The sequence below is a fragment of the Bacillus cereus group sp. MYBK5-2 genome, from assembly GCF_051915685.1.
GTDB classification, from domain to species: Bacteria; Bacillota; Bacilli; order Bacillales; family Bacillaceae_G; genus Bacillus_A; species Bacillus_A cereus.
This window is the reverse complement of the sequence record NZ_JBQAFE010000004.1, coordinates 343,396-365,982: the sequence shown is the minus strand read 5'-3', so window position 1 is coordinate 365,982 and position 22,587 is coordinate 343,396. Positions and strand designations below refer to the sequence as shown.

The window sequence follows — 22,587 nt, the reverse complement described above, 5'->3', positions numbered from 1 at the left end:
TAGACTAGTTTACAATCGAGCGTATAAAAATGGAATGAAAAAGGGGGAGTAAAATGAAGCGCATTTCAATTTTAATAGCGGATGACGAGGCAGAAATTGCTGATTTAATTGAGATACATTTAGAAAAAGAAGGGTACCATGTTGTGAAGGCAGCGGATGGGGAAGAGGCGGTTCATATTATTGAAACGCAGCCAATCGACTTGGTAATTTTAGATATTATGATGCCGAAAATGGATGGGTATGAGGTGACGCGTCAAATTCGCACGAAACATCATATGCCGATTATTTTTTTAAGCGCGAAAACTTCGGACTTTGATAAGGTGACAGGTCTTGTACTAGGCGCGGATGATTATATGACGAAGCCTTTCACACCGATTGAATTAGTTGCACGTGTAAATGCACAACTGCGTAGGTTTTTTACGTTAAATCAACCGAAAGTAGCGGAGAGTAAATCTGCTTTAGAAATAGGCGGAGTCGTAATTAATCCCGAGCGTAGGACGGTTGATGTATATGGTGAGCAAATTGAATTAACGCCGAAAGAGTTTGATATTTTATATTTATTAGCGAGTCATCCGAAGAAAGTGTACAATGTGGAAAATATTTTTCAGCACGTATGGGCAGACGATTATTATGAAGGTGGAAATACAGTAATGGTACATATTCGTACGTTGCGGAAGAAACTTGGAGAAGATAAAAGAAAGGATAAATTAATAAAAACAGTGTGGGGAGTAGGTTATACTTTTAATGGCTAATATGATGAAAAGTTTTCGATTTAAAATGATTGCCTTATTTGCGTTAAGTATGGTGCTTGCAGCAACTGTAACTTATATAATTTATAAAGGATTGCAGCTGTATTATAAAACGATGGTTCGCTACGAAGAGCCTTTAGCACAATTTAGGTCAATGGTAAGGGAATTTGGAGACATTAATTTCTTTTTAATTTTCTTTATTCCGTTATCTATTATCTTTTTCTTCTTTTTGACAAAACCGTATTTAAAATACTTTGATGAAATTTCTAATGGGATTCATCATCTTGCGAACGGTAACTTTACGAATAAAGTTCAAGTTTCATCAAATGATGAGTTTGGAAATATCGCGCGTGAAATAAATGTTGCAAGTGAAAAGTTAAAAGAAGCTGTTGAAAGAGGAGATTTTGCTGAAAGTAGTAAAAGTCAGCTCGTTGTGAATTTAGCTCATGATTTAAGAACACCATTAACATCCGTGTTAGGATATTTAGATTTAATTCTTAAAGATGAAAATTTAACAAAAGAACAAATTAAACATTTCTCCACAATTGCATATACGAAATCGCAAAGACTGGAAAGCTTAATTGATGAGCTATTTGAAATTACACGTATGAATTATGGCATGCTAAAGCTGGATAAAAAGCCGATTGATATAAGTGAGTTGCTTATACAGTTAGAGGAGGAATTGTATCCGTTATTAGAAAAACATCATTTAGAAGCTAGATTGAATGTGGCTCCTCATTTACCGATGCACGGTGATGGAAAATTGTTAGCTAGAGTATTTGAAAACTTGTTAACAAATGCCGTTCGTTACGGCTATGATGGACAATTTGTTGATATGAATGGGTATGTTGATAATGGAGAAGTTGTCGTACAAATTATGAATTACGGAGATAGCATCCCGGAAGAAGATTTACCGTATCTTTTTGATATGTTCTATACAGGTGATAAAGCAAGAACTGAGAACTGTGGCGGGACAGGCCTTGGACTATTTATTGCGAAAAATATTGTCGAGCAACATAACGGTACGATTTCTGCTGAGAGCAATGTAGTTAGAACGATATTTGAAGTACGATTGCCAAAAGACGAGAATGTAACAATTTAATAAAAATTTAAACTTTACCCCACTTTTTATTTTAATAGTTTTTTCTATTCTATACGTAAGTTACGTTAAGGAGGAACTAGAAATGAAAAAGTGGGTATTTATTTCTTTTTTTATAGTATGCACAGTATGTGTAGGCGTTTATATATCACCGTTATTTCAAAAGGAAATCGACGTTAAAATTGTCGGGAAAGATGAGCTAGTAAAGGCGGCAAACACCGATGGGAAAGAGATTACGAAGGAACAAATTTATAAGGGCGATTTATTATTAGTTAACAGGGATTACCCAGTAAAAAAAGATAGTATTAGGTCTGATATTATAAATGTAAATCATAATAGTGAATTAGTGAGAGGCTATGTAATATTTGATAGAAATCTTCGTTTATCAAAGGATGTTGTGAAAAAGTTTTTGAACGTTGTCGATGCGGCTGGAAAAGAAAGTGTTAACCATTTTTTGATTAGTAGTGGCTATAGAGATTTCCAAGAGCAAAAACAGCTATATGAAAAAATGGGATCTGATTATGCACTTCCAGCAGGATACAGTGAACATAACTTAGGATTATCACTGGACATTGGGTCTACTCAAAAGAAAATGGAGAAAGCGCCTGAAGGAAAATGGATTGAAGAGAACGTATGGAAGCATGGCTTTGTATTACGTTATCCGAAAAATAAAAGTAACATTACAGGCATTCAATATGAGCCATGGCATATACGTTATGTAGGCTTACCTCATAGCGCAATTATGCAAAAAAAGAATTTCACACTAGAGGAATATTTAGAGTTTTTAAAAGAGGAAAAAGAGATTTCAACTGAAGTAGAAGGTAAGAAATATACTGTTTCTTATTATAAAGTTTCTGAGAATATGAAAGTGAACGTTCCAGCAAACAAGCAGTATGAAATTTCCGGGAACAATATGGATGGGGTTATTGTGACGGTTCAGGAATAGAGAAAGAGGTTGTTCCGTTTGGAGCAACCTCTTCGTATATATAAGAAAGGGATTGATGTTTTTTGTCGGTAAATCGATATTCTTTGTCGAATCGTTGATATATTGTGAGTTACGGTAGATATAATTGAAAAATCGTTGATATATTGTAAGTTATGATAGATATATTCAAAAAATCGTTGATATAATTTCCTATACTATTAGCATTTTGGAGGAGCATCTTTTTATTTGCTTTTAAACATTATAACGTTATATTTACTTCTCCCTTTTTTTGTGTTACGCTAAACGTGTGAAAGAGATATAAAAGTGAAACTTTAATGTAAGCGTATTCTTATGGCTTCTTATAGAAAAGGGTGGAAGTACAATGACAGAACGATTCGTACTACGTAATGTGAAACGTGTGAACGGGGAAGAGATTGACATTGTAATTGAAAATAATAAAATCGCACAGGTGACGAAAGCTGGTGCTGGCGAGGGTGGAAAGGTTCTTGATTACTCTGGTACTTACGTATCGAGTGGTTGGATTGATTTACACGTTCATGCTTTTCCAGAGTTTGATCCGTATGGCGATGAGGTGGATGAAATTGGCGTTAAGCAAGGGGTAACGACAATTGTTGATGCGGGTAGTTGCGGTGCTGATCGTATTGCAGATTTAGTACAAAGTAGAGAGCAGGCAAAGACAAATTTATTTGCCTTTTTAAATATTTCTCGCATCGGTTTGAAACGAATTGATGAATTATCCAATATGGAATGGATAGATAAAGAGAAAGTGATAGAAGCAGTAGAAAAGTATAAAGATGTAATCGTTGGGTTAAAGGCGAGAATGAGTAAAAGCGTCGTTTGTGATAGTGGAATTGAACCGCTGCATGTAGCCCGCTCTTTATCCCGTGAAACATCATTACCGATTATGGTACATATCGGTTCAGCGCCTCCTCGCATTGAGGAAGTTGTACCTCTTTTAGAAAAAGATGATGTTATTACACATTACTTAAACGGGAAAGAAAATAATTTATTTGATGAAGAAGGCAAACCGCTACCTGTATTACTAGATGCAGTGAATCGTGGTGTTCATTTAGATGTTGGTCACGGTAATGCTAGTTTTTCTTTTAAAGTAGCAGAGGCGGCGAAGCATCACGGTATTGCTTTTAATACAATTAGTACAGATATTTACCGGAAGAATCGCGTGCATGGTCCCGTGTATAGTATGGCTCACGTTCTTTCGAAATTCCTTTACTTAGGTTATCCGCTAGAAGAAGTAATTGACGCGGTTACGAAAAATGCAGCAGAGTGGCTGAAAAAACCAGAGCTTGGCCGCATTCAAGAAGGAGATATTGCAAACTTAACTTTATTTACGGTGAAAGATGAGAAGGTTACGTTAATTGATTCAGAAGGGGATCAGCGCATTGCTGAAAGAAGGATTGATACGAAAGGGGTTGTAATTAATGGGTCATTCATTGAATGCTAAGTACGGATTAAAAAGAGTAATTAATGCGAGCGGTAGAATGAGTATTTTAGGTGTATCTGCTCCTACAGATACAGTAATGGATGCGATGAAACATGGGGGACAAAATTATGTGGAAATTGCTGATTTAGTAGATAAAGCGGGAGACCATATTGCGAGAATTCTAGATTCAGAGGCAGCGGTCGTTGTGAACTCAGCATCGAGTGGAATTGCGCTTTCTATCGCTGGTATCGTTACAGAAGGAAATCGCCGTAAAAGTGAAAGACTTCATCAAGAAGTAATCGCGAAAAACGAAGTGATTATGTTAAAAGGTCATAACGTTCAATACGGTGCTCCTGTTGAAACGATGATTTACTTAGGCGGCGGTAAACTTGTAGAAGTTGGCTATGCAAATGAAGGGAAAGTAGAGCATATTGAAGATGCAATTGGTGAAAATACAGCAGCGATTCTGTATGTGAAATCACATCATGCAGTGCAAAAAAATATGATTTCTGTTGAAGAAGCATGGGAAGTTGCGCAGCGAAATAAAGTACCGCTTATCGTGGATGCAGCAGCTGAAGAAGACATTCAAAAATATGTGAAGTATTCAGATCTTGCTATTTATAGCGGTTCAAAGGCAATTGAAGGACCTACTTCTGGTATTGTGGGCGGTAAAAGAAAGTATATTGAATGGCTGAAAGTGCAATTACATTGTATCGGAAGAAGCATGAAAGTTGGGAAAGAAACAACTTTTGGTTTACTTCAAGCACTTGATGAGTACGGAGTAAAAGAAGATAAGAGCGAGCAAGAAAAAGAATTGCTACAAGTACTTATGCCGCTAAAAGAATTAAATGGTGTAAATGTAACGATCGTTCAGGATGAAGCTGGAAGAGCAATCTTTCGAGCTCGTATTCATATTAACGAGAAAGAATTAAATAAATCAGCAAAAGATGTTGTGACTGCATTACGCGAAGGGGAAATTGCCATTTATACACGTGATTACGGAGTAAGACAAGGATTCTTTGATATTGATCCACGTCCACTTCAAGGTGATGACATACATGTGATTGAAGAAAAATTGAGAGAAATTGTAGGGGGAAACTAAAATGACAAACATTCAAAAACGTTTTTATAAAGGCCGCGTAGCATTAAATGTATTGGCAAACAATATAGAAAATGCGAAAGATATTTTTGAAGCAGCAGAAGGTTATGTAGTAGTGGGAGTGTTATCAAAAGACTATCCAACAGTAGAAGAAGCTGTTACAGCTATGAAAGCATATGGAAAAGAAATTGATGACGCTGTATCAATCGGACTAGGCGCAGGAGATAATCGCCAAGCGGCAGTTGTGGCTGAAATTGCGAAGCATTATCCTGGTAGCCATATTAACCAAGTGTTCCCTTCAGTTGGAGCGACACGTGCAAATCTTGGCGAAAAAGATAGCTGGATTAATAGTTTAGTATCGCCAACAGGAAAAGTAGGTTACGTAAATATTTCTACTGGCCCAATTAGTGCGGCTGGAGAAGAAAAAGCAATCGTTCCAATTAAAACAGCGATCGCACTTGTACGTGATATGGGCGGAAATTCATTGAAGTACTTCCCGATGAAAGGGCTAGCTCATGAAGAAGAATATCGTGCAGTTGCGAAAGCTTGTGCGGAAGAAGGATTCGCATTAGAACCAACAGGCGGAATTGATAAAGAAAACTTCGAAACAATTGTACGTATTGCGCTTGAAGCAAACGTAGAGCAAGTTATCCCGCACGTGTACTCTTCTATTATTGATAAAGAAACTGGTAATACGAAAGTAGAAGATGTTCGCGAATTATTAGCAGTCGTGAAGAAGCTAGTTGATCAATATGCGTAAGAAAATTGCAGCGTTTGGCGAAGTAATGATGCGCCTGCAAGTACCTGGATATGAATTGTTGTCGCAAGCTAACACGTTAAATTACTCATTTTCAGGTACAGGTGTGAACGTTGCAGCGGCACTTTCTCACTTAGGGCATGAAGGGCTTCTTATTTCAACTTTACCGGAAAATTCGGTTGGAGATGCAGCTGTATCTTACATTCAAAAGTTAGGGATTCAAACTTCTCTTGTTTCAAGAGGCGGTAAATATGTAGGTATGTATTTTTTAGAAAATGGATTCGGTGCACGTGCAAGCCGCGTTACGTATTCGAATCGACTAGAAAGTAGCTTTAATACGGCGTCTGAAGAGATGTACCAATTTGAAGAAATTGCTAAGGAAATTGATATCGTTCATTTTTGCGGTATTACACTTGCGATGAATGATACGGTGCGCCATCATATGAAGTCTTTAGCGAGAGCAGTTAAAGAAAACGGAGGAACCGTCGTTTTTGATTGCAATTATCGTCCATCACTTTGGGGAGAAGACGGATATGAACAGGCAAAACCGCATTATGAAGAAATGCTAGGACTTGCTGATATCGTTATGATGAACGAAAAAGATGCAATGTTTGTTTTAGGAATAAAAACCGAAGAAACGGAGCGAGAGGCGCAACTTGTTGATCTTATTCCAAAGGTAGCTGAAACGTATCATATCGCTACAATCGCTGGTACTCATCGCTCTATTAACAGTGATAATACACATTCGCTTCGCGGGTTTATATGTAAAGATGGAACGTTCACTTTTGCAAAAACACTTACGTTTTCTGTATATGATAGAATAGGTGCTGGAGATGCTTATACGAGCGGAATTATTCATGGCGAGATAAAGGAGTTCGCACCAGAGAAAGCTGTTTCATTTGCGTCAGCAGCTGGAATGCTAGCACATACAATCGTCGGTGATACGCCAATGTCATCAGAGAAGGATATACTTCGGGCAATGACGGCATCAGTAGGTGATGTAGAAAGGTAGTGGGTGTAACGGTGAACGTAACGAGAAAAAAAGGACCATTATATTTGCAAATAAAAAATATTATTCGTGATCGAATATTGCATGGTGTATATGCGATTCATACGAATATTCCTTCCGAACCGCAGTTAGAAGAAGAGTTCAAAGTGAGTAAAATTACAGTGCGAAATGCGATTAAAGAACTCGCTCAAGAAGGATATTTGGAAAAGAAAAGCGGTAAAGGAACGAAAGTCATCCGCAATACTTCTGCGACAAAACTGTCAAAGGGTAAGAAATTTACTGAAGTGTTAGTGGAAGAAGGATATAAAGTACAGAAGAAATTGCTAAAAGCAGAAATTGTGCAGAATGAAGAAGGAACAGTGCCATTTCGATTATTCGGTAAGGAGAGTTTTCGTATTGAACGTTTATATACGTTAAATGATGCACCGTACATTCATTATACGCACTATTTCTCAGCAGGAATGGCAAGTTCAGATTTATCGGATTTTGACTTGCAATCGCTTTATGATTTAGTTGAAGACCGAGGTATTCATTTAGAAAACTTCAGAGATGAATTCGCTGTTGGACTCGCGCCTATTTTCGTTGCAGAAGCGCTAGGTGAAAAAGAGGGGACAGCGCTATTAAAACGCATGCGTTATTCTTACGATGAAGTTGGCGAAATAATTGAATATAGCGAAGGCTACTACAATACAGAAATGCAGCATTATGTAGTGAATTATGACGTATAAAAAAGAGGGGATTTTCCCTCTTTTTTTATAAAGTAAGGAGAATGGGAGATGGGTATATACTTATTAATCGTCACGTTACTTGCAATTGCGATTGTTATTTTAGGGGTATCATGGTGGAAATGGCATGCATTTATTAGTTTAACAGTTGCGAGTTTGTTTTTAGCTATCATGTCTGGACTGAACTTAACGAAAATAGTGACTGCCTATGAAACTGGTGTTGGTAGTGTACTAGGGCATTTAGTTGGTATTTTAGCTCTCGGAACAATTTTAGGGAAAATGATGTCCGATTCAGGGGCCGGCATGCAAGTGGCAGATTTCTTTATTCGATTTTTCGGTGTAAGGAAACTACCTTGGGCTATGTTATTTGCAGGATTTGTTATAGGGATTCCAGTGTTTTTTGAAGTGGGGATCGTCATTTTATTACCACTTGTTATTTCCATTCGAAAAACGACGAAGCAAAATATATTATTAATTGCGTTACCTGTCATTGCAGGATTATCTATTGTTCACGGGCTCGTGCCTCCGCATCCAGGGGCGATGACAGCAATCGGTATTTATAACGCGAACTTAGGAAAGGTACTTTTATATTCATTAATTATCGCGTTACCAACAGCCATTATCGCAGGACCGATATTTGCAAAGTGGGTACATAAAAGGGTTATACCTGAAAATGAACCAGAGCTTATTCGAGTTACGACTGTCTCAACTGATTTGCCGAGTCGTAAAGTTTCATTCTTTATTATTTTACTACCAGTTGTATTGATGATTTTATCAGTAGTTGCACCATATATTTCATTACCGAAAAAAATGACTGAATTTTTCGTTTTTATAGGAAGCCCAGTAATTGCTTTACTTATTTCATGTTTCGCAGCATTTTATTTACTTGGTATCAAACAAGGAATTAATAAAAAGATGATTAAAAAATTAACAGACGAAAGTTTATTACCGGTCGGTTCCATTATTTTAATTATCGGTGCAGGCGGTGGATTTAAACAAATATTAATTGAAAGTGGCGTTGGAACGGCCATTGCGCAAATGGCAGAACATATATCGTTATCACCAATTGTATTAGCTTTCATGGTAGCTGGATTAATTCGAATTGCAACAGGTTCAGCGACAGTAGCATTAACGACAGCAGCAGGGATTGTTTCACCAGTTATTCAGCACATGTCTGGTGTGAATTTAGAGTTGCTTGTTATTGCAACCGGTGCAGGATCATTGATGTTTTCTCACGTAAATGATGCAGGGTTCTGGCTTGTAAAAGAGTATTTAGGTTTGACGGTGAAGGAAACGTTTAAAACGTGGACGGTACTCGAGACATTGTTATCATTTATTGCATTTGGTTTTGCTCTTTTGTTGAATATGTTTCTTTAGGAGAGGAGATCAGATTTAAACGAATAAAACCTACAGAGGAAATGTAATTTCTCTGTAGGTTTTATTCGTTTTTTGTGCTTTCTATTACTTAATGGAACGGACATACTGATCTTCTCCATCGTCTTTGACAAAGACTCCTAGCTCATTCAAATCTTTGCGTAAATGCTTCTTTTTTTTCGAGTTTCCTTCTCGAAGGGCATTTCGTCTTTCATACAAAATAGTATTTATGCTTTTATTAAATCGCTCATCCTCTAATTTCCATAAGCTATACTCATGTTTATAAGGATCTTGTTCCACCCAGGGGAAGCCGTGCATTAAGAAAGTATCTTTAATTTTGCTTGGGGTAATGTCAGATGTTTCACGTAACCATTCTCGGTCTTCTTGATCAATGATAACCACTTGACGCTTATCTACAAAAACGGCTTTTACATTTGATCTGGTGATTTGTTTCTTTTGATCGTCCTTATTCACGTGAATGCTTTCCGAAGTAATGTTCATTTTTAAAGCTTCACTATAAATAATTAAAGAAAATAAAATTCCTGCAATAACACCAATTAGCATGAGGATAATAGGAAGCCAGAAGGGGTTAATAGAATGTAAAAGTTCTATAATTTTTGAATCAGAAAAGAGAGGAATCTTTTTTATAATCTCTATTAATTTAGGGGAAAAATATCCAATAACGCCTAAAAGGATGGGACTTGCTATAGCAAGTAATTTTTCTAAAAAACCTAATCCAATGACAGATGCCTTTTTCATGTGTAGTTCATCCTTTCTTATATATTTTTTTTAACCAGGCATGTTTTAAACAGTGAGTTTCTTCACCATTTTTATGAGCTCATCTGAGTAATTTTCTATGGATATAGATGAATTTGCCTTCAGCATTCTTTCTTCGATTGCTCCTAAAATAAATGAAGCTAATGTGTCGGTTTGGAAAGAATCGGAAAACAGGCCATTTTGTTGACCAGTCTTCAAAATATCTAATAACATCGTTCTAAGAGCATCCTCCTCTTCGTCGTCTTCGATTCTGTAATAAGGAACGTTCTCTTCATTTCTTGCATTAAAGACAATCTCAATTAAGGCAATATTATTTTTGTAATGAGTTTCTTGATAAGCCAAATGTGCTTCAATAAAGGCCTCTAGTTTATTTATTTCAGATTGAGCTAATAGCACTCGATTACTAATAAATTCATGTTGCTTGGCAACTAAAAATTGTAATGTGCGATTCATAAGGTAAAGCTTATCATTAAAATGATAAGAAATAAGTCCGGTACTAATCTTAGCCTTTTTTGCCACCTTCGTTAAGCTTAAGTTGTTATATCCAACCTCTTCTAATGTATCAATACATGCAAGAATAATTTGTTCACGCCTAGCCTCTGCAATAAAAGAATCAGTCACGCTATTCAACTCCTGATTTATATAATTTGAATGTATAATCAAAAAATTAATTGATCGTTCAATTAAATATTAGTAAGAAATTATTAGTATGTCAAATGTTTTATACCTACATCTTGATAAGGCTCATTTTCTGAAACAAGCCCGTTTTTAGGTAAGCCAAGCTTCCTATTCGCCCTGAAAACATAATATAAATGGAATCCCCTCATTTAGAGCAAGGTGAACTTGTTATGAATGATACTAAAGGAGGAATAGGGTAATGAGCGAAAAGTGTGAACACAGACATGATGATTGTAACCGCAGACATGGTTGCGGAGGCGGTTTTGCGCTTCTAATCGTATTGTTTATTTTATTAATTATCATCGGTGCTAGCTGCTTCGGCGGAGGCGGCGGTTGTGGCTATGGTGGTTATGGCGGTTATGCTGGCGGCTACGGCGGATATTGCTGCTAATTATTAAAAACTATTGAAAATGGCCTTGTGCAATACGCACAAGGCCATTTTATTCATATTTTTATATGCTGTGATAATTTATTAATGTACAGAGAACGGATTAAGAAGAAGAAAATGATCTCGATAATCCCGAAAAAGGTGAGTACGATACATGTCTCTTTTAGTAATGAGAAAGAGAACATGCTTTGTAAAAACTTAACTGCAAATAACGTGTGAATACCAGCAACGATGTAAGGGACGAAAAATAAAATTCCTAATTGAATCGTTGCAGAACGAAACATTTCTGTTTCTGTTAAACCAAGCTTTGTAATCGTAATATACTTTTGTCTCTCAGTTGTTAAGTCATTATACATACGGAAATATAAAACACTAGCTGCTCCGATAAAGAAAATAAAGCCGAGAAATGCCCAAATAAAGAAAGTAGCAATTGAATTTCCTTTGCTGTATTTTAGGTCATCGGCCGCTGTATAAATATTAAATGGGGGTTGAAAATCAGTTTCCGCATTTTTGTGTGCCTCATAGAAGTTATCTGTATCATTTCTAATATGTTTTAATATATTTTTCGTAGGAGCAATCGCATTTTCCCAGTTTTCAACGAAGTAATTATACACTATGGTTGTTTCAATATGAGGAATCATATTATTGAATACATCATCTTGTACAACCATTAAATAAGGGAATGCGAAGGCTGGTTCAATTGATTTATTAATAAATCCTTTAATATGAAATTCTTTTTTATTAGATCCAATTGTAATTGTATTTTGTTTTGCGAATGGATTTGATACAAGATTTAAGAGCTCTGGTGAGTAACGAGAAATAATATAAACTTGTGTAGAATCAAGATGTATTTCTGGTCTCCTTAATTGTTTCGCAAGCGTGTTATAATCACTCATTTTCATAAGAGCAATGTCTTCTTTTAAAGCGGTATCTTTTAACAATGTAGACTTATGTTTGTTGTATTGAAAATTAGCATTTGTAAGCTCCGTTTCAATTTTAGCAATATGTTTTTGTTCAAGTGCATTTTCCCCTGTAGACGTATATGTGAAGGGGAAAGGACGGCGTTCTAATATCATTGCTTTCGTATTATTATTAGTAGCAAATAATCCGATAATAATCGTAAATGCAAGTGCAGATAGCATAGAAACGATAAAGAGTACATTAATATTACTACGAGTACGGTTAGCTAAATCTGAAATCCATAACATATTTATTTGCTTCATATAAAACTTTCTCCGCTTTTTCAAAATAAAGATAAAGAGAAGAAACGTTTGTGAAAAGAATAAATATGTTCCCACCACTACGAGCGGCAAAATAGATAAAATAATAAGGAGGGCAGAGCCGTTTTGTAAATTTTTTTCTGTTATATAACTTTGCGGATAACCAGCAATATAATAGCATAGTCCTAAACAAATTAAGGCAAATAGTGAAATGAGTATAGACGGTCTTTTTTCGTTTTTTTCCTTTTTATTATTTTTAATTAATCGAGTTGTTTTACGAGTACGAATGAACATCGGTGTAAACGTAGATACGATAAGAAATAAAATAATAAAAGTTATTGTTGTAACGATAATTGCTTCTGTAGGCCAATATAAATAGAGGCCTTTTGCGTTTGTTAATTTAGAAGTAACGAGTAAGAAAAAGTTAGAAAAAACAAGACCGCCTTGAATACCAGCAAAAATAGCGAGCATTCCAATGATCATATTTTCAGTAAACAAAAGTCGTTTTAATTGTTTTTGAGATATACCGAGAACAGTTAAAATGCCAAATTGTTGTTTCCGTACATTTAAAAATGTCCCAATAGAATATAAGAGAAAGAAGAACGAGAACAAAACGATAACAAACTGTGCCATTCCGGTTAAGTTCATGAGCGGATCTTGTTCTTGTAATTTATTCATAATTTGTAAGCGTGGATGATACGCGTATACAGTAAATGAAAAGAAAACCATGATAGAAAACGCACTACTTACAAAGTAGGCGAAATATGCTTTCGAATTACGTGAGACATTTTTAAATGCGAATTGCCAAAATGTCATCCACGTCTTCCTCCTAATAATGCTAAAACATCTAATATTTCTTGATAAAATTTCTCGCGATATAATCCGCGGTGTAGTTCATTGTAAAGCTCTCCATCTTTAATGAAAATAACACGGTTACAATAACTTGCTGCAAACGGATCGTGCGTAACCATTAAAATCGTTGCATCTTCTTCTTTATTTAATTTCGTAAATAGCTCCATTACGTCAATTGCCGCTTTTGAATCTAAGTTTCCTGTCGGTTCATCGGCAAGTAGAAGTGAAGGATGATGAATAACAGCACGTGCTACTGCGGTACGCTGTGCTTGTCCCCCGGAAACTTCAAAAATACGCTTGTCCAAAATATGATCAATTCCAAGCTTTTTTGAAATGTTATCAAGCTTTTCATCCATTTCTTTTAATGGAACATTATCTAATGTTAAAGGTAGTACGATATTTTCACCGATTGTTAGTGTATCTAGTAGGTTAAAGTTTTGGAAAACAAATCCTAACTCTTGGCGGCGGAAAATAGCTAACTTCTCTCTACGAAATGTGTGCGGTTTTTTTCCGTTAATCACGACATCACCAGAAGTCGGAGAATCGATTGTAGAGATAACGTTTAAAAATGTAGATTTCCCGCTACCAGATGGTCCCATAATGGCAACGAATTCACCTTTATCCACGTGTAAATTTATATTTTTTAAAGCAGTATGAGGGACTTTTCCCTCATATACTTTTGAGACGTTTTTTATGTGTAATACTTCTTCCATAGTAATCACCTTTCTACTTTTTAAAACTTAATGTGTTGTGATAATTTTTGCATATAAAAGGAACGAATTAAAAGGAAAAATAAAATTTCAACTGTTCCAAAAATCATAAGTACGACTGTAATTTCAGCGAAGAATGAGAGATGTAATATTTCTTGTAGCATCTTTGTCGCAAACATCGTATGGATTGATGCCATAATGTAAGGCACGAAGAAAAGAATCGCAAGCTGAATTGTCGCTGAACGTTTCATTTCAGTCTCAGTTAAGCCAATTTTCGTAATCGTTATATATTTTTCTTGCTCATTTGTTAAATCTGTATACATTCGGAAGTAAAGAACACTACCAGCACCGATAAAGAAAATAACACCTAAGAAAGTACCAATTAAGAAGAATGAGGCAACATTTAGTTTTGTCTTATATAGAGAATCGCTCGCTTCACTCGCATGGAACGGTGGATGCTCTGCTTGAATCGCTGCATTATCGTTATCGATTTTTGTTATAAACGATGAACCAATATTATGTGCTTTTTCCCAATCTGTAACTTTGAAGTTATATACACTCATTTGTTTGGAAACGGTGGATAAGGCTTCTACATTTTCATCAGATAGTATGAGTAATTTGTATATTAAGCTGTTTGGGAATGGGCTATAACTTTTATATTCTTTCACTTGTAGTTGTAAATTGTTTTGAGTAAGTGTAAGAGTATTTTTCTGTTCTTTATTATGAAGTGTTCCAATAACTTGATCATCTAAGTCTTTCATAAGAATATAAGATTCATTCTTATTTACTGTGAGCGTTTCCCAATTTAAAGCCTTAGCAAGTACATTATAGTCACTTTGTTTAATGGCATAATAGAGCTGCGTGTTATCTTCAGCCGAAGATACTTCATATATATCCGTTTTAAATTTTGTGTAAGTAAAGTGTTCTTCATTAAATTTCTGCTCTAACCAGTTTAAATGTTCATCAGCTAACGTATTTTCAGTATGCGATAAATACGTAAACGGGAAAGGGTTTTGTCTAATCGCATCAAACTTTGTAAACTTCCCGAATCCATATAAGAATGTAATCATTGTAAAAGCGAGCGTCGATAACATCGCCACAATAAAGAGCATATTAATATTCGTCCGAATACGTGATGCTAGATCAGAAATCCAAAGCATATTAATTCGTTTCATATAAAACGTTCTTCGCGTTTTTAAAATACGAATAAGTAAAAAACTAATTTGTGAAAAGAAAAAGTATGTTCCAGCTGCAATAAGGGATGGGATGACAAATATACTAGAGACGGCATATAAAAGCCCAATGATGTCACCTAGCGACATAAAATACAACGGATTTGCGGCTAACGCATATCCACATATTAAACACGTCGCACCAAATAGAGAGATGAGCACGGATGCTTTTCTTTCTTTTTGTTGTGTTCCTTCTTTCAAAAGACGTACGGCTTTTCTCGTACGAATGAGCATCGGTGTAAAAGATGATACGAGAATGAAGAGCCCAAGAAAGATGATGATAGTTAAAACGATAGCACTTGTAGGCCCATATAAATATAAACCAGGTACGTGTGTAATTTTGGCGGTAACTAACAAAAAGAACTGTGAAAAGACAACTCCAAGTTGAATGCCAAAAAATATAGAAAGAACACCAATTAACATATTTTCTATAAATATGAGTCGTTTTAATTGTTTTTGAGATATGCCAAGTACTGTTAAAATCCCGAACTGTTTTTTTCGTACTTTTAAAAACGTCCCGATTGAATACAGTAAAAAGAAAAATGAAAAGAACACAATGACAACCTCTGAAATTGTCATTAATATGTTCAGATAATAATTAACGTCTGTCATATGCAATTTCGGATGAAATAAATAAACTGCAAATGAGAAAAAGATTGCAATGGAGAACGCACTGCTTACAAAATAGGCGAAATAAGCTCTGGCGTTCCGCGTCACGTTTTTAAATGCAAACTGCCAAAATGTCATTCACCTAAACCTCCTAATAGGGTGAAGATGAAAAGAGTATGAGAGATACTCTTTTCATCAAGTTTGTTTTAAATATTTTGTCCACTCGTGTAATGTGATAATTTTTGCATATAAAGTGAACGAATGAATAAGAAAAATACGATTTCAACGAATCCAAAAATAATAAGAACGGCTGAAACTTCTTTGAACAGAGATAAACCAATTACATCTTGTAGCATTTTTGTTGCGAACATTGTATGAATGGATGCCATAATGTACGGAATGAAAAATAAAATACTAAGTTGAATGGTTGCAGATCGTTTCATCTCTGTATCTGTTACACCGATTTTAGAAATCGTTATATATTTCTCTTGTTCGTTCGTCAAATCCGTATACATTCTAAAGTAAAGAACGCTACCAGCTCCAATGAAGAAAATAACTCCTAAAAATGTCCCAATTAGGAAAAATGCAGCACTGCCTGATGTTATTTTGTATAACGATCCTGCTGATTCAAAGGAACGAATAAGAGGTCCTTCATACTGGGATTTATTTCGATCTTTTTGCACTTTTTCTATAAAATTATCAGCAATTTCATATGTCTGTTCCCAGTTTTGAATTTTGTAATTGTATGCTGATATATGTTTTACGGTGTTAGGTAAGTTATTTACGATAATATCAGGCAACACTATCGTTTGATATGAAAAGTCAGATGGGATTGCGTTTACATGCTCATAACCTTTTACTCGTAATTTCGTATTTGTACTAGAGAGTGTAATGTAATCTCTTTTGTAGCTTTGCTCAAATTCGTTGAATATGGTGATATAAGATGTCCCTGTTAGCACATATGCTTCGTTATCATCCATAAATAGTTGTTTCATTCGTAAAGAATCTGCAAGTTTGTTATAGTCACTTTGCTTAATTGCGTATACGTCATTATAAATAGCTATATCTTTATCTTCTTTTAGTGGTGTTTCATATATATCAGCTTTTATTTTTTGATAAGGGAAATGCTCTTTTTGTAATTGTTGCTCAAGCCAATTTAAATGTTCTGTAACAAAAGGGTTCGCATCATAAGAAAAATAAGAAATTGGAAAAGGAGAAGTTCTATTCACCTCTAGCTTAATAAATTTCCCGAATCCATATAGAAACGTAATCATTGTGAAAGCAATTGTAGATAGCATCGCTACAATAAAAAGCATATTAATATTCGTTCGAATACGGCTTGCTAAATCCGAAATCCAAAGCATATTAATCCGTTTCATATAAAACTTCCTTCTTTTCTTTAAAATATAAATAAGTAAGAAACTAATTTGTGAAAAGAAGAAATATGTTCCAATTGTAACAAGCGTTGGGATAATGAAAATACTTGAAACCATATATATAACACCGATTTGCGGGCTTACTGATACGAAATATTTAGGATTTCCAGCTAACGCATAACCACCAAATAAACAAATCGCACCAAATAATGAAACAAGTATGGATGGTTTTCTTTCTTTTTGTTTTCCACCATTTGTTTTTAAAAGGTGTACTGCTTTTTTTGTACGAATAAGCATTGGTGTGAATGCAGATACAATGATAAAAAGACTAAGGAAAACAATGGTTGTTAAAATAAACGCGTTAGTAGGACCGTATAAATATATTCCTGGAACATGCGTAAGTTTGGCTGTTACTAATAAGAAAAATTGAGAAAAAACAACTCCAAACTGCATGCCGAAAAAGATAGATAAAATCCCGATTAACATATTCTCCATAAAAACAAGACGATGTAATTGTTTTCTCGATATTCCTAAAATGGTCAAAACACCAAATTGTTTTTTTCTAACTTTTAAAAAAGTACCAATGGAATATAGTAAAAAGAAGAAAGAGAAAAATACAATTACTACTTCTGAAAATATCATTAATCCTGAAATTTCAGAGGTCATGTCAAAGTTTTGTAATTTCGGATGGAATAAGTAAACAGCAAACGAAAAGAACACAGCAATGGAAAAGGAGCTACTTACAAAGTAAGCAAAATAAGCTCTTGAGTTGCGCGTGACGTTTTTAAATGCAAATTGCCAAAATGTCATAGATTATACCTCCGGCTAGAAGATATAGAAGTAGTTGTATTGCAAAAAATGTATGAGAGTGAGTTCTCATACATTTTGCTTGCATATGTTACGATCATGCTTCGGTCACCTTCTCTGTATGTTCTGCTTGATTATTTGCAGCGTTGTGGAAGATGACTTTAATCGTCGTTCCTTTACCAACTTCAGAATCTAGTTTGACAGAGTGACCTAAATAATCACAAATTTTACTTACAATATAAAGTCCCATACCAGTAGATTCTCCGAATGCGCGACCGTTTTTTCCAGTGTAAAATGGTTCAAATACTCTTCGAATATCTTCTTGCGGAATACCAACACCTTCATCGCGAACTTCTAAAATAATATCTTTTCCGTTTCGGTAAGCAGATAAGAATATTTTCTTTCCGCGTTCCCCAGAGTAACGAACAGCATTTGTCATTAACTGATAGATGATAAATTTTAGCCATTTCGCATCAGAAGCAACTTTTAAATCAGAATGGACTTCTAAAACAGGGAAGACACCATTACGAATGAATAGTTCTTTTAATCCGTTAATATTTTTTGTTACCGTATCTTTTAATGAAATCGTCTCGACATGGAAATCTTCATGGAAGTTATTTAACCTAGCCATGTATAAAGCCATATCAAGCCCTTGGTTTAGACGCTCTAATTCTTTTTTAAACTTTGGAATTAAATGCTCGTCTTCCATTTCTAGCACCATAAGCTGCATAACAGAAACAGGTGTCTTCATTTGATGTACCCAATGGTTAATGAATAATTGATGTTCTTGTTGTTTTACTTCATACGATTGTAGTTCTTTTTGGAATAGACGGTACTGCGTACGTACGAGTTCATTGACACCGTGAGGCATCGGAGCAGTTGCTCTTTCAATAAACGCATCTTCCATTTTTTCTGGTTGCTCACTTAATCTATGGTACATTCTACGATTGCGAACGTAACGATAAGCGAGGAAACAAATAAATAAGTATAGGCTTAAAACGACGAAGTAAAATTTATTATTTTGAAATCCGTCTACTGCATCATAAAGAACAAAAATGATACCGAAGTTTAATACGTACAGTAGAAAAAATGCAAAATGATCACGTAAAAATAGCTTCATGCTTATTCACTCCAAGTTGCGTTAAAGCGATATCCAAGTCCACGTACTGTTTCAATAGAGTTCTCAATGCCAAGCTCATTAAACTTTTTACGAAGACGTGTAATGTTTACGTTTAATGTATTTTCCTCAACGAAACTTTCGTCATCCCAAAGCGCAGCTAATAAATCTTCACGGCTCGCTGTACGAGGGAATTTAGATAATAACATTTCTGCTAAAATTGCCTCTTTCTTCGTTAAAAGAACTTGTTCAGATCCAAAATGAATCTCTGGGCGTTCAGGAAATAGTTTTAAACCTTCTACTTCAACGATACGTTCAGAAATATTTGGTGCATAATCACCGTAAATACGGCGTAATTGTCCTTTAATTTTCGCCATTACAACGTCGTAGTGGAATGGTTTTGTAATGTAATCATCCGCACCGCTTTCAATTGCCATAATTTGTTCCATCTCACCAGCACGCGCTGAAATGAAAATAATTGGACAAGTAGATTCATGACGAATTTGACGGCACCAGTAGAAACCATCGAATTTCGGTAAGTTTACATCAAGTAAAACAAGATGTGGTTTCACAGCGTTAAACGATTCCATAATATCATCGAAATTCTCCGCTACCACAGCCTCATAACCGTACTTCTGAATGTGAGATTGCAGTAATGATGAAATATTTGGATCGTCTTCAACGATTAAAATTTTATACATATGTATATTCCTCCTCAAAAAAACAATTGTAGCTATAGTGTATCATGTGTTTCAAGTCTTTTCATTATGTTGAAAGATAAGCTAGTAAACAGTATAGGTTAAAAGTGAGAAAAGTAAAAAGGGCGCTGGATGAAATTGACAAATAACGATAATCGGTTTAATATTTAGATAAATATCTAAATGTCTAATTATCGAAAGGAAGAAAGACATTGAATCAAGCATTCAAAGCATTAGCAGATCCAACAAGGCGAAAAATTTTAGACTTATTAAAAGAAGGCGATCTAACCGCTGGTGAGATTGCTGAACATTTCAATATGACAAAACCAAGTATTTCACACCACTTAAACGCACTTAAAAATGCTGAACTTATTCAAGATGAAAAGAAAGGCCAATTCGTTATGTACTCTTTAAACACAACGGTCTTTCAAGATTTATTGACTTGGGTGTTTACGTTTACGAATAAGGGGGAAGAGGAGAAATGAGAAAACATCTTTTTGCAATCTTATTAATTGTTATAACTTGTTTAGCTTGGGCGTTTGCTTGGCCACATTTGCCGGATACAATTGCAACGCATTGGAGCGGCGGTAAAGTAGATGGATATTCTTCTAAATTGTATGGAATGGTTTCTATGATTGGAATTATGATTGTTTTATATATTTTTCTAAACGTGTTACCAAAGATTGACCCAAAGAAAGCAAATTACGAGAAGTTCTCTAAAGCTTTTATGATGATGAATAACGGGATACTACTGCTACTATTTGTAGGGAATATAGATATTATTACAAGTGGATTAGGATACAATTTATTCATTAATCGCGTGCCGGAATTATTAGTAGGTATTTTATTTATAGTCATCGGAAACTATTTACCACAATGTAAACCAAACTACTTTGTAGGTATAAAAACACCGTGGACATTAAGTAACGAAGAAGTGTGGAGAAAAACGCATCGTTTTAGCGGAAAGGTGTTTGTTGCATTGGGGATCATTATGATTTTAAGTGTTTTTGCACCAGTGGCGTGGAAATCTTTCGTAATGGTTGGAATTATTATTGGTGCAGTAGGATTAACGATGGGATATTCATATATTGCTTATAAAAAAGAAATAGGGGCCTAATAAAAAATTATGGGGGAGAGAGGATGAAAAGACACGTATTACCATGGAGTTTAATTATTGGCATTGCAATTGGATGGTATATTGTATGGCCATATTTACCAGAACAAATTCCACGCCATTATAATGCAGCAGGAGTAGTAGATGGATATTTTTCTAAAATAGAAGCAAGTTCTGTTTCAATAGGTAGCATGATGTTGCTGTATTTGATATGGCTAGCTCTTGGGTATATTGATGTAACGAAAGATAAGTATAAACAGCATGCTAAAGTCCTTTCCGCAATCCATTATGCAATTCTTTTAATAGGATTCGGTTGTAACTTATTTGCACTATTAGCCGCGTCTAATTATATTGCATCGGGCTCAATTGCATTTAATTTTGGGCTTGGAACATTGTTTCTTGTACTAGGTAATTACATGCAACAAACGAAGCCGAACGGGTTAGTAGGCATTCGAATGGACTGGACATTAGAAAATCCTGTAGTTTGGAGGAAAACACACCGATTTGCTTCGAGGGTATTTGTAATAGGTTCACTTTGTATATATGCCGGGACTTTGCTTCCAGATCCATTTAATATTTTTATAGGGATTGGAATGATATTAATATGCATTATCGTATCAACAATAAAGTCATATAGTATTTATAAAGAAGAGTTGAAAATGTAAATAAAGCTGCTTTTCCTTTTAGGGAAGAGCAGCTTTGTTTTTTTATCACTTCTTCAAAACCGGTATCCAAATTTCACTTTTAAAGTTTGGAGAAGATATATCTTTCTGTTCATTCCACAATATTTCCGGTCCTTCCGCTAGTTCATAGTTCGAAGAAGGGAACCATTCAGAATAAATACGTCCCCACACATTTTGTAATGCATCAGGAAATAGACCGACAGCTTCAAATATGGCCCATGTTGAAGCTGCGACTTCAAGTTGTATGAATTGCTCTGGGCAATCTTTCGTTGTGGCTACTCCAATGTAGTGATCGAGTTCGCCTTTTTCCTCCATTCTTCCTTCAGAAAAGTTAGTAGAAGCACTAATGATTCCATTCGGTTCCATGTTTGAAAGTGACTTTAACATTTCAATGGACTCTGGATTTAAACTTTTCCACATAGAAGCAATTTCTTCATTTACACCGTTAAAAACGATTGGTACTCGTTTTGTAATACCTATAATTCGAAAGGGCTCTTTTTCTTCAATTCGATAGTTCATTTCATTTCCTCCTTGAATGGACAATTGGAAGGTCATTGGTGAATAAGCCTTCAAAGAATGGCTACTATTTCGGGCTTCTGAAGGTGTTATACCGTGCAAGTTTTGAAATGCACGAGCGAATGAATCTGGTGAGTTGTATCCATATTTTATAGCGATATCAATGACTTTTACATTGCTGTTTTTTAGTTCAAAGGCAGCGAGAGTAAGACGTCTACAGCGAATATATTCTGATAGTGATATACCTGCTAAAAACGAAAACATTCTTTTAAAGTGATACTCAGAACAAAGAGCTAGCCTCGCAACTTCTTTAAAATCAATTTCATTCGTAAGGTTATCTTCAATATAGCGCATTGCAGCATTCATATTTTTAAGTGAATCCATATTATGACCTCCTCTGTACATAGAATAGCAGGAACGAAATAGCTCCATCCGACATTTCGTGCACAACTTTGTAGGTGCATTTTTTACCTTACAAAATTGTAATGTTCCTGTAAGGAGAATGAATGGATGGTATGATATCCCAATGTTATAGTAACAAAGTACTTTAATTCATTACGTTAACTTTTTGATTTCTTTACTTATGTGCCTTACATAACTGTCATGTTTGT

The 22,587-nt window shown here is 35.2% G+C and carries 22 protein-coding genes; 13 read left to right on the top strand and 9 right to left on the bottom strand.

Going from position 1 to position 22,587, the window contains the following annotated elements; genetic code table 11:
- The first annotated feature begins 53 nt into the window (after nucleotides 1–53).
- From ACTFP3_RS17660 to gntP, 9 genes are all read left to right on the top strand, one after another.
- On the top strand, nucleotides 54–752 hold the full coding sequence (locus ACTFP3_RS17660) for a response regulator transcription factor (RefSeq protein ID WP_000822509.1): 699 nt from the start codon (nucleotides 54–56) through the stop codon (nucleotides 750–752).
- Nucleotides 745–1,851: a sensor histidine kinase gene (locus tag ACTFP3_RS17655; protein ID WP_440010923.1), complete on the top strand. Its 1,107-nt coding sequence runs from the start codon at nucleotides 745–747 to the stop codon at nucleotides 1,849–1,851. Before ACTFP3_RS17660 ends, ACTFP3_RS17655 begins: the two co-directional genes overlap by 8 nt.
- An 82-nt stretch (nucleotides 1,852–1,933) precedes the next feature.
- Complete coding sequence (locus ACTFP3_RS17650; protein ID WP_000759406.1) at nucleotides 1,934–2,794, top strand: D-Ala-D-Ala carboxypeptidase VanY; 861 nt, start codon at nucleotides 1,934–1,936, stop codon at nucleotides 2,792–2,794.
- Nucleotides 2,795–3,155: 361 nt separating this feature from the next.
- A complete protein-coding gene (locus tag ACTFP3_RS17645; protein ID WP_086389583.1) occupies nucleotides 3,156–4,256 on the top strand; it encodes an amidohydrolase/deacetylase family metallohydrolase in 1,101 nt (366 codons plus the stop codon).
- On the top strand, nucleotides 4,234–5,337 hold the full coding sequence (locus ACTFP3_RS17640; RefSeq protein WP_163092709.1) for a DgaE family pyridoxal phosphate-dependent ammonia lyase: 1,104 nt from the start codon (nucleotides 4,234–4,236) through the stop codon (nucleotides 5,335–5,337). Before ACTFP3_RS17645 ends, ACTFP3_RS17640 begins: the two co-directional genes overlap by 23 nt.
- Nucleotide 5,338: 1 nt before the next feature.
- On the top strand, nucleotides 5,339–6,094 hold the full coding sequence (dagF, locus tag ACTFP3_RS17635; protein ID WP_000181907.1) for a 2-dehydro-3-deoxy-phosphogluconate aldolase: 756 nt from the start codon (nucleotides 5,339–5,341) through the stop codon (nucleotides 6,092–6,094).
- The gene (locus ACTFP3_RS17630; RefSeq protein WP_006915669.1) at nucleotides 6,087–7,103 is read left to right on the top strand and encodes a sugar kinase; all 1,017 of its coding nucleotides are present in this window, start codon (nucleotides 6,087–6,089) and stop codon (nucleotides 7,101–7,103) included. The genes dagF and ACTFP3_RS17630 overlap by 8 nt, the downstream gene beginning before the upstream one ends.
- Complete coding sequence (locus tag ACTFP3_RS17625; RefSeq protein ID WP_000539276.1) at nucleotides 7,103–7,828, top strand: GntR family transcriptional regulator; 726 nt, start codon at nucleotides 7,103–7,105, stop codon at nucleotides 7,826–7,828. The genes ACTFP3_RS17630 and ACTFP3_RS17625 overlap by 1 nt, the downstream gene beginning before the upstream one ends.
- Before the next feature lie 48 nt (nucleotides 7,829–7,876).
- The gene (gene gntP / locus ACTFP3_RS17620; protein ID WP_440010920.1) at nucleotides 7,877–9,202 is read left to right on the top strand and encodes a gluconate permease GntP; all 1,326 of its coding nucleotides are present in this window, start codon (nucleotides 7,877–7,879) and stop codon (nucleotides 9,200–9,202) included.
- An 84-nt stretch (nucleotides 9,203–9,286) separates the two neighbouring features.
- Here gntP and ACTFP3_RS17615 read toward each other — a convergent pair whose 3' ends face one another.
- Both ACTFP3_RS17615 and ACTFP3_RS17610 read right to left on the bottom strand, forming a co-directional pair.
- Entirely contained in the window at nucleotides 9,287–9,958 is a 672-nt protein-coding gene (locus ACTFP3_RS17615) for a YqeB family protein (protein ID WP_000710347.1), read from the bottom strand.
- 45 nt (nucleotides 9,959–10,003) lie between these two features.
- Entirely contained in the window at nucleotides 10,004–10,597 is a 594-nt protein-coding gene (locus ACTFP3_RS17610; RefSeq protein ID WP_440010919.1) for a TetR/AcrR family transcriptional regulator, read from the bottom strand.
- Between the two features lie 256 nt (nucleotides 10,598–10,853).
- Here ACTFP3_RS17610 and ACTFP3_RS17605 point away from each other — a divergent pair, with 256 nt between their 5' ends.
- Nucleotides 10,854–11,045 (top strand): YjcZ family sporulation protein, encoded by a 192-nt coding sequence (locus tag ACTFP3_RS17605; RefSeq protein WP_001290392.1) that lies wholly within the window; start codon nucleotides 10,854–10,856, stop codon nucleotides 11,043–11,045.
- Between the two features lie 53 nt (nucleotides 11,046–11,098).
- On the opposite strand, the gene ACTFP3_RS17600 is transcribed toward ACTFP3_RS17605, so the two are convergent.
- The 6 genes from ACTFP3_RS17600 to ACTFP3_RS17575 form a co-directional block, all read right to left on the bottom strand.
- A complete protein-coding gene (locus ACTFP3_RS17600) occupies nucleotides 11,099–13,078 on the bottom strand; it encodes an FtsX-like permease family protein (protein WP_049107530.1) in 1,980 nt (659 codons plus the stop codon).
- Complete coding sequence (locus ACTFP3_RS17595; RefSeq protein WP_000393250.1) at nucleotides 13,075–13,827, bottom strand: ABC transporter ATP-binding protein; 753 nt, start codon at nucleotides 13,825–13,827, stop codon at nucleotides 13,075–13,077. Before ACTFP3_RS17595 ends, ACTFP3_RS17600 begins: the two co-directional genes overlap by 4 nt.
- A gap of 20 nt (nucleotides 13,828–13,847) precedes the next feature.
- Nucleotides 13,848–15,803 (bottom strand): ABC transporter permease, encoded by a 1,956-nt coding sequence (locus ACTFP3_RS17590; RefSeq protein ID WP_044307054.1) that lies wholly within the window; start codon nucleotides 15,801–15,803, stop codon nucleotides 13,848–13,850.
- Between the two features lie 68 nt (nucleotides 15,804–15,871).
- On the bottom strand, nucleotides 15,872–17,851 hold the full coding sequence (locus ACTFP3_RS17585) for an ABC transporter permease (RefSeq protein WP_061113646.1): 1,980 nt from the start codon (nucleotides 17,849–17,851) through the stop codon (nucleotides 15,872–15,874).
- 94 nt (nucleotides 17,852–17,945) lie between these two features.
- Nucleotides 17,946–18,968 (bottom strand): sensor histidine kinase, encoded by a 1,023-nt coding sequence (locus ACTFP3_RS17580; RefSeq protein ID WP_440010916.1) that lies wholly within the window; start codon nucleotides 18,966–18,968, stop codon nucleotides 17,946–17,948.
- A 2-nt stretch (nucleotides 18,969–18,970) separates the two neighbouring features.
- Nucleotides 18,971–19,666: a response regulator transcription factor gene (locus ACTFP3_RS17575; protein WP_000276738.1), complete on the bottom strand. Its 696-nt coding sequence runs from the start codon at nucleotides 19,664–19,666 to the stop codon at nucleotides 18,971–18,973.
- A gap of 209 nt (nucleotides 19,667–19,875) precedes the next feature.
- Here ACTFP3_RS17575 and ACTFP3_RS17570 point away from each other — a divergent pair, with 209 nt between their 5' ends.
- Genes ACTFP3_RS17570 through ACTFP3_RS17560 form a run of 3 tightly spaced genes read left to right on the top strand, consistent with a single transcriptional unit; the run spans nucleotide 19,876 to nucleotide 21,442 of the window.
- Nucleotides 19,876–20,148: an autorepressor SdpR family transcription factor gene (locus ACTFP3_RS17570; protein ID WP_006929205.1), complete on the top strand. Its 273-nt coding sequence runs from the start codon at nucleotides 19,876–19,878 to the stop codon at nucleotides 20,146–20,148.
- Nucleotides 20,145–20,780, top strand: a complete 636-nt coding sequence (locus ACTFP3_RS17565; RefSeq protein ID WP_006929204.1) for an SdpI family protein — start codon at nucleotides 20,145–20,147, stop codon at nucleotides 20,778–20,780. The genes ACTFP3_RS17570 and ACTFP3_RS17565 overlap by 4 nt, the downstream gene beginning before the upstream one ends.
- Before the next feature lie 23 nt (nucleotides 20,781–20,803).
- Nucleotides 20,804–21,442 (top strand): SdpI family protein, encoded by a 639-nt coding sequence (locus tag ACTFP3_RS17560; RefSeq protein ID WP_440010913.1) that lies wholly within the window; start codon nucleotides 20,804–20,806, stop codon nucleotides 21,440–21,442.
- A gap of 45 nt (nucleotides 21,443–21,487) precedes the next feature.
- Here ACTFP3_RS17560 and ACTFP3_RS17555 read toward each other — a convergent pair whose 3' ends face one another.
- A complete protein-coding gene (locus tag ACTFP3_RS17555; RefSeq protein WP_000377718.1) occupies nucleotides 21,488–22,360 on the bottom strand; it encodes an AraC family transcriptional regulator in 873 nt (290 codons plus the stop codon).
- Nucleotides 22,361–22,587: the final 227 nt, after the last annotated feature.